This is a genomic window from Micromonospora maris AB-18-032, assembly GCF_000204155.1.
Lineage (GTDB): Bacteria > Actinomycetota > Actinomycetes > Mycobacteriales > Micromonosporaceae > Micromonospora > Micromonospora gifhornensis.
This window is the reverse complement of record NC_015434.1, coordinates 5,610,131-5,625,838: the sequence shown is the minus strand read 5'-3', so window position 1 is coordinate 5,625,838 and position 15,708 is coordinate 5,610,131. Positions and strand designations below refer to the sequence as shown.

The window sequence follows — 15,708 nt, the reverse complement described above, 5'->3', positions numbered from 1 at the left end:
TCAGGCCGAGGGCTCGCCCCGGGTCTGTCGCGCCACCTGCGCCACCACATCCTGCAACCGTCCGGTACGGGCGTACGCCATTCGCTGCCGCGCCGCGCCGGTGCCGTGCTCGCGCAACCCTTCCAGCAGCCCGGTCACCTCGGCATGGTCGCCGTGCCGTTCCAGGGCCGGGCCGAGCCGCCCGATGAGTTGGTGCAGCAGGTCCCAGGCCGGTCGCAGTTCGCCGTTTGTCGGATCGACCGCCGAACCCTCCAGCCCGTCGTGGGCGGCTCGCCAGTGCGCGCCGACCAGCAGATGATGGTCGGTGGGCAGGGGCGGCCGGCCGGCGGCGATGTCGTCCAACGAGGTCGCCACCAGACCGCGGACCAGGGCGGCGACCAGCACCGCGTCGTCCACCGTCGGGCAGACGTCACCGATGCGCAGCTCCACCGTCGGGTACTTGGCCGACAGGCGGGCGTACCAGTAGAGCATCCCCTCGTCGAGCATCACGCCGCTGGAGATCAGCTGACGGATCAGCCGTCGGTAGTGCTCGTGCGAGGCCAGGTACGGCGTCGGCGCCACCGACGGCCACCGTTCCCACTCGATCGACCGCCAGCTGGCGTAGCCGGTGTCCTCGCCCCGGCTGAACGGCGAGTTGACGGTGATCGCGTGCAGGATCGGCAGCCAGGGGCGTACGTGGTTGAGCACCTGCACGCCGGTGTCGGGGTCGGGCACCCCGACGTGCACGTGCATCCCGTTGTTGCCCGGCCCGGGGACGAGCAGGCGGTACCGCTCCACCATCCGGTCGAAGCGGGGCTTGTCGACCACCGGCGGCACGGGACCGTCGACCGGTCCGGTGCCGATCGCGAGCAGCTGTGCCCCGGCCCGCTCGGCGGCGTCGGCGAGGGCGGCGCGCAGCAGGCCGAGAGAATGCCGGATCGAGGAGAGCTCCACCCCGGGTGGGCTGCCGATCTCGATCTGGCTGGTCTGGAACTCGCGCTCCACCTGCCCGCGCAACTCCGGCGGCACCTGCTCCATCACCTCGTCGACGGCGGGCACCGCCGCCCCGGTCTCCGGGTCGACGAGCAGGAACTCCTCCTCGACGCCCACCGTGAGCAGGTCGTTCTGTTCCGCCGCAGGGTGCGGAGCCACCGCAGGCTGCCTGGCCATCGCCATCACCGTCCCGCCTCAGCCGGGCGGTCGGGTCCGCACCGGGTCGCGGCGGCAATTACCCGCAGTACCGGTTGCCGGAAACGCCGTGCGCGCGTGGCGCACGACTCGTCCGGTCCTGGTGCGGTCGGCCGGGCCGACAGATCGACATTGACAACTGTCCGGGCGGGACGTACAACTCCCTGAGAGAGCGCTCTCTCACCCGTCCCCGTAGAGAGGCAACGCCATGACACCTACCCCGGCGGCCGCTGCCGCCCCGCCCGCCAGACGCCGGCTGCCACTGGCGTTGGCCGTACTCGTCACCGCCACCACCGGCCTGGCCGGGCTCACCGCGACCGCCGACGCCGCTGTGCCGCCGACCCCGTCCGGCTGGAGTCTGGTCTGGAGCGACGACTTCACCGGCGCCGCCGGCACGCTCCCGTCCGGCAGCAACTGGATCATCGACACCGGCACCAGCTACCCGGGCGGCCCGCCGAACTGGGGCACCGGCGAGATCCAGACGTACACCAACAGCACCGCGAACGTCAGCCACGACGGTGCCGGCAACCTGCGGATCACTCCGTTGCGCGACGGCGCCGGCAACTGGACCTCGGCCCGCATCGAGACCGTGCGCAGCAACTTCAAGGCCCCCGCCGGTGGGGTGCTGGCCATCGAGGGCCGCATCCAGATGCCAAACGTCACAGGTGCCGCCGCTTCCGGCTACTGGCCGGCGTTCTGGGCGCTCGGCTCGCCGTACCGGGGCAACTACCAGAACTGGCCGGGCATCGGCGAGTTCGACGTGATGGAGAACGTCAACGGGCTCAACACGGTGTGGGGCGTGCTGCACTGCGGCGTCGCGCCCGGCGGGCCGTGCGACGAGTTCAACGGCATCGGCGCGTCCCGGGCCTGCCCGGGCAGCACCTGCCAGTCGGCGTTCCACACCTACCGCTTCGAGTGGGACGCCTCGATCAGCCCGCAGCAGCTGCGCTGGTACGTCGACGGGCAGCTCTACCACACGGTCAGCCAGAGCCGCGTCGGTGAGCCGTACTGGTCGCAGATGACCAGCCACGCCGGCTACTTCCTGCTGCTCAACGTCGCGATGGGCGGGGCCTTCCCGAACGGGGTGGCCGGCAGCGCCACGCCCACCTCGGCGACCGTGCCGGGCCGGCCGATGCTCGTCGACTACGTGGCCGTCTACACCCGAGGTGGCGGCAGCAACCCGCCGCCGACCACTCCGCCGCCGACCACTCCGCCGCCGACCACTCCGCCGCCGACGACTCCGCCGCCGAGTGGCGTGCGCGACGCGTACGCGACAATCCAGGCCGAGTCGTTCAACGCCCAGAACGGCGTGCTCGTGGAGGCCTGCTCCGAGGGCGGACAGAACATCGCCGCGCTGCGCAACGGCGACTGGGTCCGCTACGACAACGTCGAGTTCGGCTCCAGCGGGCCGCGTGACTTCGTGGCCCGGGTCGCCTCCGGCGCGGCGAGCGGGGTCAGTGGCCTGGTCGAGGTGCGGCTGGACAGCCCGACCGGTACGCCGATCGGCAGCTTCGCCATCGCCAACACCGGCGGCTGGCAGAGCTGGCGGTCGGTGCCGGGCAACGTGTCGTCGGTGACCGGGCGACGCACCGTGTACCTCACCTTCAGCAGCGGCCAGCCCAACGACTTCGTCAACGTCAACTGGTTCCACTTCCGTCGCTGAGGTGTAAGGAAGGGCCCCCTGTTAACGCCTCCGGTAGAGCAGGGGGCCCTTGTTAACAACCCTGCGCCAGCTCTGGACATAAATAGTTAAGACTCTTAATAATGAGCACCAGGTCGACGTCGATGGATGTCTTTTCCGGTCGGGAGGCAGGCATGAAACGGTCCAGAGCCCTGGTGTTGTCGGTGGTCGGTGCGTTGGCGGCGGCCCTGGGGGCGGTGTGGCTCGCCCCGGCCGCGTACGCCGCCTCGGTCACGGCGAGCTTCGTCAAGACGTCCGACTGGGGGACCGGCTGGGAGGGCAAGTACACGATCACCAACGGCGGCACCGCCACCGTGAACGGCTGGAACCTCGGCTTCGACCTGCCCGCCGGCACCACGGTCGGCACCTACTGGGACGCGCTGCTGACCTCCAGTGGCCAGCGGTACACCTTCACCAACCGATCGTGGAACGGCACCATCGCCCCCGGTGCGTCGGTCTCCTTCGGCTTTTTGGGCAGCGGCTCCGGCGTACCGTCGAACTGCCGTCTGAACGGCGCGGCCTGCGCCGGCGGGACCACCCCGACCACGCCACCGCCCACCACGCCGCCTCCGACGACCCCACCGCCGACGACCCCGCCTCCGACCACGCCGCCGCCGACGAGTCCGCCGCCGGTGACCGGGCTGCCGAAGCACATCCTGACCGGCTACTGGCACAACTTCGACAACCCGGCGGTCGAGCTGCGACTGCGTGACGTGCCCGCCGAGTACGACCTGGTCGCGGTCGCCTTCGCGGACGCCACCGGCACGCCCGGCGCGGTCGGCTTCGCCATCGACCCGGGCCTGTCCGCCTCGCTGGGCGGCTACACCGACGCCGACTTCTCCGCCGACGTGCGCACCCTGCAGAGCCGGGGCAAGAAGGTGATCATCTCGGTCGGCGGGGAGACCGGCCGGGTGGTGGTCAACAGCTCGGCGTCCGCGGTGGCCTTCGCCGACAGCGTGTACGCGCTGATCCAGCGGTACGGCTTCGACGGTGTCGACATCGACCTGGAGAACGGCCTCGACCCGACCTACATGGCGCAGGCGTTGCGCTCGTTGCGGGCCAAGGTGGGCAGCTCACTGATCATCGCGATGGCGCCGCAGACCATCGACATGCAGAACCCGGCCACCAGCTACTTCAAGCTCGCGCTGGACATCAGGGACATCCTGACCGTGGTGAACACCCAGTTCTACAACTCCGGGGCGATGCTCGGCTGCGACAACAACGCCGCGTACGCCCAGGGGACGGTCAACTTCATCGTCGCGCTGGCCTGCATCCAGTTGGAGGCGGGACTGCGGCCCGACCAGGTCGGGCTCGGCCTGCCGGCCGGTCCCGGGGCGGCCGGTGGTGGCATAGTCACGCCCAGCGTGGTCAACGCCGCCCTGGACTGCCTGACCCGCGGCACGAACTGCGGCAGCTTCCGCCCCCCGCGTACCTACCCCGCCCTCCGCGGTGCCATGACCTGGTCCATCAACTGGGACGTCACCCACAACACCTCCTTCGCCCGCACCGTCTCCCCCCACCTCCGCACCCTCCCCTAACCACCCCACCCGCTCCCCACCCGCCCCCTCGACCTCCGCCCCGCTCCCCGCGATCTTGCACTTTCGGTCGCTGCTATGGGACTTAAGTCCGGCATGCCCCGACAAGAAGTGCAAGATCGCGGGGAGCGGGGGTGGGCAGGGGCGGGGGTGGGGAGGGGAGGGGAGGAGGGGTTTAGGGGTGGGTGGGGGTGCGGGGGTGGGTGCGGCGGCGGTGTTTTTTGAGGGCCCAGGTGGCGAGCATGAGGGCCAGGATGGCCAGGATGCCGTAGTCGAACCAGGAGCTGTAGCGGTCAATCTGGTTCCAGCGGGTGCCGAGGGCGTAACCGAGGCCGATGAAGAGGCCGTTCCAGAGGGCGCTGCCCAGCGTGGTGAGGGTGACGAACTCGACCAGCGGCATGCGGTTCGCGCCGGCCGGGATCGAGACCAGGCTGCGGACCACCGGGGCCATCCGGCCGAAGAAGACGGCCCAGCGACCGTACCGCTCGAACCACCGGTCGGCCTTCTCCAGGTCGTCCAGGTCCACCAGGGGTAGCCGGTCGAGCCAGCGTTTGAGTCGGTCCTCACCGACGGCGGCGCCGAGCCAGTACAGCACCAGCGCGCCGAGCACCGAGCCGACGGTTGCCGCGACGGTCACCACCACCACGTTGAACCGGCCCTCACCGGCGAGGTAGCCGGCCAGCGCCAGGACGATCTCGCTGGGGATCGGCGGGATGATGCTCTCCAGGGCGACCAGCAGGGCGACACCCAGCGGGCCGGCCGCCTCGATCACCCCGGCCACCCAGCCGGTCAGCCCGCCGACCTGGCTGGGGTCGACATCCTGGGCGAGCGCCATGGTGCTGCCTCCACGGGTAGTCGGCGTGCCGACGTTCCTACCCGCTGGCACGCCGGTGAACACCAGGCGGCAGCGTCCCTCACTCCGGTGGGTGCAGCGTCGCGTCGGCCGGGCCCTGTCGCCAGCCACTGAAGCGGACGGTCAGGCCACCTCGGCTGGGCGAGCAGCAGTACGGCCCGGCGGCTGCCGGTGCGTCCCCGTCCAGCGGGGCGAGCCGGACCAGTTGCCATGGCTCGCCGGCCGGCCGGGCTCGTACGATCAGTGCGTCAGCGACCCGGCTGACCCGTACGGTCACCTCCCGGCCCGCCCACTGCGGCACCGGGGCCACCGACCAGTCGGAGAACTCGTTTGTCACCACCGCGCCGATCTGTGGTTGGCCATCGCTGATTTCCACACCGGTCTTCACCCAGTTCCGGTCGTCCACCCGCACCAGCACCCCGGCCTGGTCGAACTGTTCGGCGTAGTCGAGCCGGAAGTCCACCTCCACCGCGCTGCCGACCGGGAAGTCCACGAGCAGGGCCGGCGCGTAGTCGTGCACGAACCCGTAGCCGGTGTGGCGCCACAGGTCGCTATCCGCCTGCGGCTCCACGCTCAAGCCGCCGTCGGCGTCCTCGACCGCCCGCACCGGCTGTTGGTGCCAATTGCCGCTGGACCACTCGATGCTCTGCACCACGGCACCGTAACGGTTCGCCCGGGTTTGCCATCGCCGCGCCCCGGAGAAGGTACGGGGACATGTCTGACAGGTGGTACTCGGAGGCGGTCGTGTACTGCCTCGACATCGACACGTTCGCCGATTCCGACGGCGACGGGGTGGGTGACTTCCAGGGGCTGATCGGTCGACTCGACTATCTCGCCCGGCTCGGGGTCACCTGCCTCTGGCTCAACCCCATCCATCCCTCACCCAACGAGGACGACGGGTACGACGCGACCGACTTCTACAACGTCGACCCACGACTCGGCACGCTCGGTGACTTTGCCGAACTGCTGCACCAGGCGAGCAACCGGGGCATCCGGGTGATCATCGACCTGGTGGTCAACCACACCTCGAACCAGCATCCGTGGTTCATCTCCGCACGGTCGTCGCCGGACTCGCCGTACCGTGACTGGTACATCTGGTCCGAGCACGAACCGGCGGACCGGCACCAGGGCATGGTCTTCCCCGGCGAGCAGCACGAGACCTGGACCTACGACCGTACCGCCAAGGCCTGGTACTACCACCGCTTCTACAAGTTCCAGCCCGACCTGAACATCGAGAACCCGCAGGTACGGGCGGAGATCAAGAAGATCACCTCGTTCTGGCTCCAGCTCGGTGTCTCCGGCTTCCGGATGGACGCGGTGCCGTTCATCATCGAGCGCACCGAGCCCGGCAATCCGAACTCGCCCAAGGACTTCGACTTCCTCACCGACCTGCGCCAGCACGTGCAGTGGCGGCGCGGCGACGCGGTCCTGCTGGCCGAGGCGAACGTCGAGCCGGATCAGCTGCCGGCGTTCTTCGGTGACGGCAGCGGCTCGGGCAACCGCATCCACATGCTCTTCGACTTCATGCTCAACGGTCGGTTGATGCTCGCCCTGGCGCGGGAGGACCCGGAGGTGATCATCGAGGCGCTGCGGGACACCCCGAAGCTGCCCACCGGTGGGCAGTGGGCGACCTTCCTGCGCAACCACGACGAGATCGACCTGTCCCGGCTCACCGCCGACCAGCGCAACGACGTGCTGGCGAAGTTCGGGCCGGACGAGAACATGCAGCTCTACGGCCGGGGCATCCGCCGTCGGCTGGCCCCCATGCTCGGCAACGACCGTCGGCACATCGAGTTGGCGTACTCGTTGCAGTTCTCGCTGCGCGGCACCCCGGTGTTGCGCTACGGCGAGGAGATCGGGATGGGGGAGGACCTGACGTTGGAGGGGCGCGACGCGATCCGTACCCCGATGCAGTGGTCCTATCAGGAGAATGCCGGCTTCTCCACCGCCGAGCCGGAGAAGCTGATCCGCCCGGTGATCGACAAGGGGGAGTACGGCTACCAGCACGTCAACGTCACCGCCCAGCGCAAGGACCCGCGTTCGCTGCTGGGCTGGTTCGAGCGGATGATCCGTACGCTGCGGGAGGCACCGGAGACCGGTTCGGGCAGCACCAGCCACATCGACGTACCGATGCCCCCGGGTGTGCTGGCGCACCGCGCCGACGGGCCCACCGGGACGATGGTCTTCCTGCACAACCTCGGCACCGAAGATGTCGAGGTCGACCTGAGCATCCTGGCCGACGAGGCGGAGTTGCCGATCGACGTGCTCAGCGACCGCAACTACCCCGAGGTCGGCAAGCTCGACCGGCTCAAGCTCGCCGGGCACGGCTACCGGTGGATCCGGCTGCGCCTGGGTCACGAACGCTAGGCACGGCCCGGCCCGCGTCGGCTCTTTCGTCGCGGGCCCGGCTGCGGCGTACGACTGCGTTACGCTCCTTCGATCGAGCCACAAGTTACCGGGAGGTAATCATGTCGGAGGAGCCCCGCGTCGCCATCGTGACCGGAGCCGCGCGCGGCATCGGCGCGGCGACCGCCCGCCGGTTGGCGGCCGACGGCCTGGCCGTCGCCGTGGTCGACATCGAGGAGTCGGCGACGAAGGAAACCGTGGACGCGATCGGCTCGGCCGGGGGCCGGGCGCTCGGCGTCGGCGCCGACGTGTCGGACCGGGCCCAGGTGGAGGCCGCCGTCGAGCGGGTCGTCGCCGAGTTGGGCGCCCCGACCGTGCTTGTCAACAACGCCGGTGTGCTCCGGGACAACCTGCTGTTCAAGATGACCGACGCCGACTGGGACACCGTCCTGGGCGTACACCTGCGGGGTGCCTTCCTGTTCAGCCAGGCCGCGCAGAAGCACATGGTCGAGGCGAAGTGGGGTCGGATCGTCAACCTCTCCAGCACCTCCGCGCTGGGCAACCGGGGGCAGGCGAACTACGCGGCGGCCAAGGCCGGCATGCAGGGCTTCACCAAGACCCTCGCCATCGAGTTGGGGCCGTTCGGGGTGACCGTCAACGCGGTCGCGCCGGGCTTCATCGTCACCGACATGACCGCCGCCACCGCCGCCCGCATGAAGATCGACTTCGAGGCGATGCAGAAGCACGCCGAGGCGGAGATCCCGGTCCGGCGGGTCGGCCGGCCCGAGGACGTGGCCCACACCATCTCGTTCCTGGCCAGCGAGGGCGCGTCCTTCGTCTCCGGCCAGGTCATCTACGTCGCCGGCGGCCCCCGGGACTGACCCCGGCGGCTGTTAAGAAGGGTCCCTTCCTATGCATCAGGCGTTAAGAAGGGGCCCCTCCTTACCGGGTCCGGTAGAGCCAGGCGAGGCCGAGGACGGGCAGCAGCAGCGGAATGTAGCCGTAGCCGCTGCCGAAGCCGGACCAGACCGTCTCGTCCGGGAACAGGTCGGGCCGTACCAGGCTGAACGCGCCCACGCCCACCACGCCGACCAGTTCGACGGCGCAGCAGGCCAGCGCGACGCGACGACCGGCGTGTCCGGCCCGGGCCAGACCGACCGCCGCCACGATGTAGACCACCGCGGCGAGCGCGGAGAGCAGGTACGCCAGCGGCGCCTCGTCGAGCCGGGTGACGATCTGCAGGGTGGCGCGACTGGTGGCGGCGATGGCGAAGATCAGGTAGACCGCGATCAGCAGCCGGCCGGGACCGGTGTTGGTCCGCACCGGCTGTTCGGTACGCGTCTCAGCCACCGAGCACCTCCCAGGTCTGCTGGAGTCGTACCACGACCACCGGGGTGACCAGGCAGATCGCGCAGACGATCGCCGAGCCCCAGCGGGTCGGCTCCATCCTGGCCAGCACCCCGGCCAGGGGCGGCAGGCAGACGAGCGTCACCAGGTAACCGAAGAAGGCCCCCGGTTCACCCGGCTGGTCGCCCCCGGCGAGCGCCACACCGGCCAGCACCGCCAGGGCGAGCAGCGCCAGTTCGAGTACGCCCAGGCCGATCAGCTGAATCCGGTCCGGTGCCCGGTGCCGCAGCGTGGCGATCAGCGCCCACACGGCGACCAGCAGCGACAACACGATGGCGGCGACGGCCACTACGCCGTCGACCGGTGACCCGGCGGCGTTCATCCGACTCGTCCGGTGCTGGTTCCGATCACCGGCCCACTCTACTAACCCGCGTAGTAAGACCAGCCGGCACGGCGGGCGTACGGTCGGTGTGCCGCAGCGGCAGCGGTTAGCGTGGGCGCAGACGAGGCTGGAGGTACGGGTGATGCGGTTCGGGTTGTTCGGTACGGGTCACTGGGCGGCCCAGACGCACGGGGCGGCACTTGACGCACACCCGAGGGCGGAACTGGTCGGTGTGTGGGGCCGCAACCGGGACCGGGCCGCCGCGCTGGCCACCCGCTACGGCGTACCGGCGTACGACGAGGTCGACGCGTTGATCGAGGCGTGTGAGGCGGTCGCCGTCGCGCTGCCCCCGGACGTGCAGGCGGAGATCGCCGTACGGGCCGCCACCGCCGGGCGTCACCTGCTGCTGGACAAGCCGCTCGCGTTGACCGTCGCCGACGCCGATCGGGTGGTCGACGCGGCGGCCGACTCGGGCGTGGCGTCGGTGGTCTTCTTCACCGCTCGGTACCAGCCGGAGGTGGCCGGCTTCGTCGCCGCAGCGGCGGCCGCCGGTGGCTGGCAGACGGCGAACGTGATCCGGTTCGCCTCGATCTTCCAGCCCGGCAGTCCGTACGCCCAGTCGCCCTGGCGGCGCGAGCGCGGCGCGCTGTGGGACATCGGCCCGCACGCGCTGGCGATCCTGCTGCCGGTGCTGGGCCGGGTGACCCGGGTGGCCGCCGGCGACGGGCCGGGCGGCCTGGTGCACCTGCTGCTGACCCACGACGGCGGTGCCACCAGCAGCGTGTCGCTCACCCTGGACGCCCCGCCGGCGGCGGTGGCCGCGGAGTTCACCTTCTACGGGGACAACGGCGTCGAGACCCTGCCGTCCGGCGGCGCGAGTTCGGCGACCGCCTTCGGGGTGGCGATCGACCAACTGCTCGCGGAGGTCGACGCCGGCACCCGCGATCACCGATGCGACGTACGCTTCGGCCGCGAGGTGGTGAGTGTGCTCGCCGCCGCCGAGACCGCCCGTGCCCAGGGCACCGTCATCGACCTGCCGGTCCGCTGATCAATGGCCCCACGGGGCGGGCAGGGCGTCGGACAACTCTGCGGCGGAGCCGATCTGCTCCACCGGCAGGGCCCGTACGGCCTGCAACTGCTCGGTGCTCGCGCCGTTCTCCTGGCACCAGCGGATCAGGTCCTCGCGGGAGACGGGATAGTCCAGCCCTGCGAGATAATCCGGCAGGGCACCACCGCGGTCGGTCATGACCTCCGCTCTACCCACCCAACCGGGTCGGCACACCACCGGAAGGCCCTCGCGTTTGCCCGTCCGGGTGCCGGGTAGCCGCAGGCATGCTGGTACAGCGGCTCGGTGCGCCGAGCGACCTCGACCCGTTGCTGGAGCGAGCCCGGGACGCTCGGGTGGTGATGATCGGGGAGGCGACGCACGGCAGCCACGACTACTACCGCATCCGGGAACAGCTCACCCGGCGGTTGATCGCCGAGTGCGGGTTCGACTTCGTCGCGGTGGAGGGTGACTGGCCGGACTGCGACCGGGTGCACCGCAGTGTCATCGGCGCGGCGGGTGGCGCGGTCGAGCCGCAGGTCGCGTTGGAGCGCTTCGAACGCTGGCCGACCTGGATGTGGGCCAACGCCGAGGTGGCCCGGTTCTGCAGTTGGCTGCGGGCGTGGAACGTGGAGCGGGCCGAGGCGTCCCGGGTCGGCTTTCACGGCCTGGACGTCTACAGCCTGTGGGAGTCGATGCAGGCGATCTTCGACTATCTGGGCGAGGAGGACCCGGCGTCGCTGGAGGCGGCGCAGGACGCGTACCGGTGCTTCGAGCCGTACGGCAAGCGGGTCGAGGAGTACGGCATGGCCAGCCGGTTCGTCTCGGCCCGCTGCGAGCAGGAGGTGGTGCGGCTGTTGGCGCGTACCCGGCAACTCGCCGCCGCCGACGGCGCGGACGCCTTCTCGGCCTGGCAGAACGCGGAGGTGGTGGCCGGCGCGGAGCGCTACTACCGGGAGATGGTCGCCGGTGGTCCGGGATCGTGGAACGTGCGCGACAGCCACATGGCCGACACGCTGGATCGGCTGCTGGAACGCTACGGGCCGGACGCCCGGGGGGTGGTCTGGGCGCACAACACGCACATCGGTGACGCGCGGGCTACCGACATGGCCGCCGACGGGATGCTCAACATCGGCCAGTTGGCGCGGGAACGGCACGGTGCCGACGAGGTGGTGCTGATCGGTTTCGGCAGTTGGCGGGGATCGGTGATCGCGGCGCCGAGGTGGGGCTCGCCCGCCGAGGCGATGGTCGTACCGCCGGCCCGGGTCGGCTCGGTGGAGGACCTGCTGCACCAGCTCATGCCGAAGCGGGCGGTGCTGGTCTTCGGCGGCCCGGACCAGCCGGGCTGGGTCACCGAGCCGCTCGACCACCGGGCGATCGGCGTGGTCTACGACCCGTCCTTCGAGTCGTGGGGCAACTACGTGCCGACCCGCCTGGGACAGCGGTACGACGCGTTCATCTGGTGCGACGAGACGACGGCGCTGCATCCGCTGCCCGCGCTCACCACGCCCGGCGAGATGGAGACGTACCCGGCGGGCGTGTGACGGCCTGCCGGGTACGCGCTGGCGTTAACAGGGGCCCCCTGCTATGCACGAGGCGTTAACAGGGGGCCCTTCCTTACACCGTTGCCTTGTTGTCGAGGGTGGCGCGCAGCTTCTCGCCCTCGATGTCGACGTTCGGCAGCCCCCGGTCCAGCCAGCGCGGCAGCCACCAGGCAGCCTTGTCGAGCAGGGACATCACCGCCGGGACGATGGTCATCCGGACCACGAAGGCGTCGATCGCCACGCCGACGGCCAGCGCGAAGCCCATCGACTTGATCACCGGGTCGTCGAGGAAGACGAAGCCGCCGAAGACCGAGGTCATGATCAGCGCGGCGGCGGTGACCACCCGGGCACCGTGGCCCATCCCGTTGATGGTGGCCTGCTGGGCGGTGTCACCGTGCACGAAGTCCTCCCGCATCCGGGAGACCAGGAAGACCTCGTAGTCCATGGCCAGGCCGAACAGGATGCCGATGAGCAGGATCGGCAGGAAGCTGATCAGCGGGCCCGGGGTGTCCAGGCCGACCAGGTCGGCCAGGTGACCCTGCTGGAACACCGCCACCGTGAGACCGAAGGTGGCGGCCACGGTGAGCAGGAAGCCCAGCGCCGCCTTGACCGGCACCAGCAGCGAGCGGAACACCAGCATGAGCAGCAGGATCGACAACCCGACCACCAGGCCCAGGTAGACCGGCATCGCGTCGGAGAGCTTCTCCGAGATGTCGATGCCGACCGCGGTCACGCCGGTCAGCAGGACGTCGGCGCCCGGCACGTCGGCGACGGCGGCCCGGATGTCGTGCACCATCGTCTCGGTGGCCGGGTCGGTCGGGCCGGTCTGCGGGATGACCCCGAGCAGCGCCGTCTTGCCGTCCGGGCTCAGCTGCGGCGGTGCCACCGCCAGCACGTTCTCGGTGCCCTGGACGAGGTTTGTCACCTGCGGGATGGCCGCGGTGGTGGCCTGCGCGTCGTCGCCGGCCACGACCACCGCGAGGCGGCCGGTGAAGCCGGGACCGAAGCCCTCGGTGATCAGGTCGTTGGAGACCCGGGCGGGGGTACCGGCCGGGGCGGTACCGGCGTCCGGCAGGGCCAGCCGCATGTCCGACGCGGGCAGCGCGAGCAACCCGAGACCGATGACGCCGACCAGGATCACCGGAATGCGGAACCGGGTGATCAGCCGGGCCCAGCGGAACCCGAAGGCCGAGCGGTCCTCGCCGGCCAGGGTGGCCGCCTCCGGTGCCGCGTGGTCGGTGGAGGCGCTGCCGGCGCCGTCGGCGATGCGGGAACTGTCCTCGGTCGTCACCGCGACGGAGGAACGCAGCCGCCGGGGCAGCACCCGGCCACCGGCGAAGCCCAGCAGGGCCGGCTGGAGCGTGATCGCCACCAGCACCGCGACGGTCACCGTGCCGGCGGCGGCCAGACCCATGACGGTCAGGAACGGGATGTTCACCACGGCCAGGCCGGCCAGGGCGATGACCACGGTGGCACCGGCGAAGACCACCGCCGAACCGGCGGTGCCGACCGCGCGACCGACCGCCTCGTCGGCGGGTAGCCCGTCGAGCAGGTTCTGTCGGTAACGGGAGGTGATGAACAGCGAGTAGTCGATGCCGACGGCCAGGCCGAGCATCAGCGCCAGGATCGGTGCGGTGCTGGTCAGTTCGACCACGCTGCTGAGCGCGAACAGGCCGGCCATGCCGACACCGACGCCGATCAGCGCGTTGAGCATGGTCATGCCGGCGGCCACCAACGAGCCGAAGGTGATGATCAGGACGACGAGGGCCACCGCCACACCGATCGCCTCGGTGGAGCCGACCTCGGGCTCGGCGTTGAGCACCTCACCACCGGGGGCGACCTGCCAGCCCTCGGCCTGCGCCTGGGTGCCCACCTTTTCGTAGGCGTCGCGTTGTTCGTCGGTCACCGTGTCCACGCCGCCGCTGAACTGCACCTGGATCAGCGCGTACTGGCCGTCGGGGGAGACGGCGCCGACCTGGAACGGGTTCACCGCGCCGACCACGCCGGGCACGGCGGTGGCCTCCTCGGTGACCTTCTGGACGACCGCCTGACCCTCGGGCGTGCCGAGTTGGCCGGGGTTGGGGGCCTTGACGGCGATCGTGCCGGTCGCGCCGGCGGCTGCCGGGAACTGCTCGGCGAGCAGGTCGATGGCGCGCTGGGACTCGGTGCCGGGCATGGAGAAGTTGCTGGCCGTCGGGCCGCGCAGGGTCGCTGCGGCCAGGCCGAGCGCGACGAGTACGACGAGCCAGATCGCGGCGACGAGTCGCCGCCGGCGCATCGAGCCCCGGCCGAGCCGGTAGAGCAGGGTCGCCATGAGGTCCTTTCCCTCAATCGTGGATGGTGGGACGGGTCAGCGGGCGGGCTCCAACGCCCGCCGCAGCAACGCCAGCAGGGCGTCGCGCAGTTCGTCGTCGGGTACGTCGGCGAACTCGCCGCAGGTCTCGGCGATGCCGGCGACCAGCACGAACGCGGCGACCCGGGCCGAGGGACGCTCGGACCGGGCGGCGAGCGCGTCGAGCAGCCGTTCGGAGATCTGCTGGATGTGGGTGAAGCCGGGCTGTTGCAGCAGGTTCGGGAATTCGCCACGGAGCAGCGCGATCTCGGCGCGGAAGCGGACCGCCAGGTCCACGAAACCCTCGGCGGCGGCCCGCTGGGCCCCCTCCGGGTCCGACTGGGCCACGATCCGTTCGTCGAGCGTCCGCAGCGCCTCGATCGCCGGGGCCATCAGCTCGGTGAGGATGGCTTCCTTGTTGGCGAAGTGGTAGAGCACGGCCGCCTTGGAACAGCCCACCTCGCTGGCGATGTCCTGCAAGGAGGTGCCCCGGTAACCGGTGACGCCGAACCGTCGCGCCGCGGCGGCCAGGATCTCGTCGTGGGTCTGCGGGGCGGGGCGAGCCATGGCCACCAGCATGCCTGACCGATCGGTCAGGGGCTGACCGAACGGTCAGATTCGTGGTGTTCGCCACAGGCCACCGTCGGTGGATTGGATCTGCGCCGATACGTCCGGGCTGCCGAGAATCACCACCATGACCAACACTCCGGCGGTCCGGGCGGCCGCCCTTCGTGCCCTGCATCGGCCCGGCGACCCGCTGGTGCTGCCGAACGCCTGGGACGTCGGTTCGGCCCGCGCGGTGGTCGAGGCCGGCTTCGGCGCGGTCGCCACCGCCAGCGCGGCCGTCTCCCAGTCACTCGGGTACGCCGACGGCGAGGGCACTCCGTTGGGGGAGATGTTCGCTGCCGTGTCGCGGATCACCCGCGCGGTGACCGTGCCGGTCACCGCCGATCTGGAGCGGGGGTACGGGCTACCCCCGGTCGAGCTGGTCCAGCGGCTGCTCGACGCCGGGGCCGTCGGGCTGAACCTGGAGGACTCCGCACCGAACGACGGTGCGCTTGTCGACCCGCAGGAGCAGGCCGAACTGCTGGCCGGGGTACGGGCCGCAGCCGACGCCGCCGGGGTGCCGATCGTGATCAACGCGCGGACGGACGTCTTCCTCCGCAAGCACGGCGAGCCGGCCGGACGACTCGACGAGGCGATCCGTCGAGCCCGGCGCTACCTGGCGGCCGGCGCGGACTGCGTCTACCCGATCATGCTCGCCGACCCCACCGAGCTGCGTACCTTCGTCGAGGCGGTGGCGGCACCGGTGAACGTGCTGGCCCGCCCGGCGGCACCGGCACCGGCCGAGCTGGCCGCCCTCGGCGTGGCCCGGATCAGCTACGGTCCCGGCCTGTACGCGGCCACCCACGCGCACACCGCCCGGCTGCTCGCCTCGATCGCCGGCGGCGGCGGGCTCGCCTGAGCGACACGCCG

The 15,708-nt window shown here is 71.0% G+C and carries 15 protein-coding genes; 7 read left to right on the top strand and 8 right to left on the bottom strand.

Translation table 11 applies throughout. The features are described 5' to 3' along the window. Positions 1 to 1,155 carry a carboxylate-amine ligase gene (locus VAB18032_RS24835; protein ID WP_013735685.1) on the bottom strand — a complete coding sequence of 385 codons (1,155 nt, stop codon included), beginning with the start codon at positions 1,153 to 1,155 and terminating at the stop codon, positions 1 to 3. A gap of 220 nt (positions 1,156 to 1,375) precedes the next feature. Between VAB18032_RS24835 and VAB18032_RS24830 the strand changes: the two genes are divergently transcribed. Together VAB18032_RS24830 and VAB18032_RS24825 are read left to right on the top strand one after the other, a co-directional pair. Continuing rightward, positions 1,376 to 2,830: a carbohydrate-binding protein gene (locus tag VAB18032_RS24830; RefSeq protein ID WP_013735684.1), complete on the top strand. Its 1,455-nt coding sequence runs from the start codon at positions 1,376 to 1,378 to the stop codon at positions 2,828 to 2,830. Between the two features lie 152 nt (positions 2,831 to 2,982). Next, positions 2,983 to 4,386 (top strand): chitinase, encoded by a 1,404-nt coding sequence (locus VAB18032_RS24825; protein WP_013735683.1) that lies wholly within the window; start codon positions 2,983 to 2,985, stop codon positions 4,384 to 4,386. A gap of 172 nt (positions 4,387 to 4,558) precedes the next feature. Here VAB18032_RS24825 and VAB18032_RS24820 read toward each other — a convergent pair whose 3' ends face one another. Both VAB18032_RS24820 and VAB18032_RS24815 read right to left on the bottom strand, forming a co-directional pair. Next, positions 4,559 to 5,218 (bottom strand): DedA family protein, encoded by a 660-nt coding sequence (locus tag VAB18032_RS24820; protein ID WP_013735682.1) that lies wholly within the window; start codon positions 5,216 to 5,218, stop codon positions 4,559 to 4,561. Positions 5,219 to 5,297: 79 nt separating this feature from the next. Further along, positions 5,298 to 5,888 carry a DUF1349 domain-containing protein gene (locus VAB18032_RS24815; protein ID WP_126711142.1) on the bottom strand — a complete coding sequence of 197 codons (591 nt, stop codon included), beginning with the start codon at positions 5,886 to 5,888 and terminating at the stop codon, positions 5,298 to 5,300. A 62-nt stretch (positions 5,889 to 5,950) separates the two neighbouring features. Here VAB18032_RS24815 and VAB18032_RS24810 point away from each other — a divergent pair, with 62 nt between their 5' ends. Then, entirely contained in the window at positions 5,951 to 7,603 is a 1,653-nt protein-coding gene (locus tag VAB18032_RS24810) for an alpha-amylase family protein (RefSeq protein WP_013735680.1), read from the top strand. Between the two features lie 101 nt (positions 7,604 to 7,704). Beyond that, positions 7,705 to 8,463 (top strand): 3-oxoacyl-ACP reductase FabG, encoded by a 759-nt coding sequence (gene fabG / locus VAB18032_RS24805; RefSeq protein WP_013735679.1) that lies wholly within the window; start codon positions 7,705 to 7,707, stop codon positions 8,461 to 8,463. A gap of 61 nt (positions 8,464 to 8,524) precedes the next feature. Here fabG and VAB18032_RS24800 read toward each other — a convergent pair whose 3' ends face one another. Beyond that, complete coding sequence (locus VAB18032_RS24800; RefSeq protein ID WP_013735678.1) at positions 8,525 to 8,932, bottom strand: hypothetical protein; 408 nt, start codon at positions 8,930 to 8,932, stop codon at positions 8,525 to 8,527. Then, positions 8,925 to 9,311: a hypothetical protein gene (locus tag VAB18032_RS24795; RefSeq protein ID WP_013735677.1), complete on the bottom strand. Its 387-nt coding sequence runs from the start codon at positions 9,309 to 9,311 to the stop codon at positions 8,925 to 8,927. Before VAB18032_RS24795 ends, VAB18032_RS24800 begins: the two co-directional genes overlap by 8 nt. 142 nt (positions 9,312 to 9,453) lie before the next feature. Here VAB18032_RS24795 and VAB18032_RS24790 point away from each other — a divergent pair, with 142 nt between their 5' ends. Further along, the gene (locus VAB18032_RS24790; protein ID WP_013735676.1) at positions 9,454 to 10,359 is read left to right on the top strand and encodes a Gfo/Idh/MocA family protein; all 906 of its coding nucleotides are present in this window, start codon (positions 9,454 to 9,456) and stop codon (positions 10,357 to 10,359) included. On the opposite strand, the gene VAB18032_RS24785 is transcribed toward VAB18032_RS24790, so the two are convergent. Next, on the bottom strand, positions 10,360 to 10,557 hold the full coding sequence (locus VAB18032_RS24785; protein WP_013735675.1) for a DUF2795 domain-containing protein: 198 nt from the start codon (positions 10,555 to 10,557) through the stop codon (positions 10,360 to 10,362). 86 nt (positions 10,558 to 10,643) lie between these two features. Here VAB18032_RS24785 and VAB18032_RS24780 point away from each other — a divergent pair, with 86 nt between their 5' ends. Then, positions 10,644 to 11,900, top strand: a complete 1,257-nt coding sequence (locus tag VAB18032_RS24780; protein WP_013735674.1) for an erythromycin esterase family protein — start codon at positions 10,644 to 10,646, stop codon at positions 11,898 to 11,900. A gap of 73 nt (positions 11,901 to 11,973) precedes the next feature. Here the strand turns inward: VAB18032_RS24780 and VAB18032_RS24775 are convergent, their stop codons facing one another. Both VAB18032_RS24775 and VAB18032_RS24770 read right to left on the bottom strand, forming a co-directional pair. Further along, positions 11,974 to 14,214, bottom strand: a complete 2,241-nt coding sequence (locus tag VAB18032_RS24775) for an MMPL family transporter (protein WP_013735673.1) — start codon at positions 14,212 to 14,214, stop codon at positions 11,974 to 11,976. Between the two features lie 36 nt (positions 14,215 to 14,250). After that, a complete protein-coding gene (locus VAB18032_RS24770; RefSeq protein WP_043725659.1) occupies positions 14,251 to 14,799 on the bottom strand; it encodes a TetR/AcrR family transcriptional regulator in 549 nt (182 codons plus the stop codon). 127 nt (positions 14,800 to 14,926) lie between these two features. Here VAB18032_RS24770 and VAB18032_RS24765 point away from each other — a divergent pair, with 127 nt between their 5' ends. Next, entirely contained in the window at positions 14,927 to 15,697 is a 771-nt protein-coding gene (locus VAB18032_RS24765) for an isocitrate lyase/PEP mutase family protein (protein WP_013735671.1), read from the top strand. The last annotated feature ends 11 nt before the right edge of the window (positions 15,698 to 15,708 follow it).

What these genes read in the sequence shown, in the direction of transcription:
- VAB18032_RS24835 (WP_013735685.1), bottom strand. Translation starts at nt 1,155, where the DNA reads ATGGCGATGGCCAGGCAGCCTGCGGTGGCTCCGCACCCTGCGGCGGAA.
- VAB18032_RS24830 (WP_013735684.1), top strand. Translation starts at nt 1,376, where the DNA reads ATGACACCTACCCCGGCGGCCGCTGCCGCCCCGCCCGCCAGACGCCGG.
- VAB18032_RS24825 (WP_013735683.1), top strand. Translation starts at nt 2,983, where the DNA reads ATGAAACGGTCCAGAGCCCTGGTGTTGTCGGTGGTCGGTGCGTTGGCG.
- VAB18032_RS24820 (WP_013735682.1), bottom strand. Translation starts at nt 5,218, where the DNA reads ATGGCGCTCGCCCAGGATGTCGACCCCAGCCAGGTCGGCGGGCTGACC.
- VAB18032_RS24810 (WP_013735680.1), top strand. Translation starts at nt 5,951, where the DNA reads ATGTCTGACAGGTGGTACTCGGAGGCGGTCGTGTACTGCCTCGACATC.
- fabG (WP_013735679.1), top strand. Translation starts at nt 7,705, where the DNA reads ATGTCGGAGGAGCCCCGCGTCGCCATCGTGACCGGAGCCGCGCGCGGC.
- VAB18032_RS24795 (WP_013735677.1), bottom strand. Translation starts at nt 9,311, where the DNA reads ATGAACGCCGCCGGGTCACCGGTCGACGGCGTAGTGGCCGTCGCCGCC.
- VAB18032_RS24790 (WP_013735676.1), top strand. Translation starts at nt 9,454, where the DNA reads ATGCGGTTCGGGTTGTTCGGTACGGGTCACTGGGCGGCCCAGACGCAC.
- VAB18032_RS24785 (WP_013735675.1), bottom strand. Translation starts at nt 10,557, where the DNA reads ATGACCGACCGCGGTGGTGCCCTGCCGGATTATCTCGCAGGGCTGGAC.
- VAB18032_RS24780 (WP_013735674.1), top strand. Translation starts at nt 10,644, where the DNA reads ATGCTGGTACAGCGGCTCGGTGCGCCGAGCGACCTCGACCCGTTGCTG.
- VAB18032_RS24775 (WP_013735673.1), bottom strand. Translation starts at nt 14,214, where the DNA reads ATGGCGACCCTGCTCTACCGGCTCGGCCGGGGCTCGATGCGCCGGCGG.
- VAB18032_RS24770 (WP_043725659.1), bottom strand. Translation starts at nt 14,799, where the DNA reads ATGGCTCGCCCCGCCCCGCAGACCCACGACGAGATCCTGGCCGCCGCG.
- VAB18032_RS24765 (WP_013735671.1), top strand. Translation starts at nt 14,927, where the DNA reads ATGACCAACACTCCGGCGGTCCGGGCGGCCGCCCTTCGTGCCCTGCAT.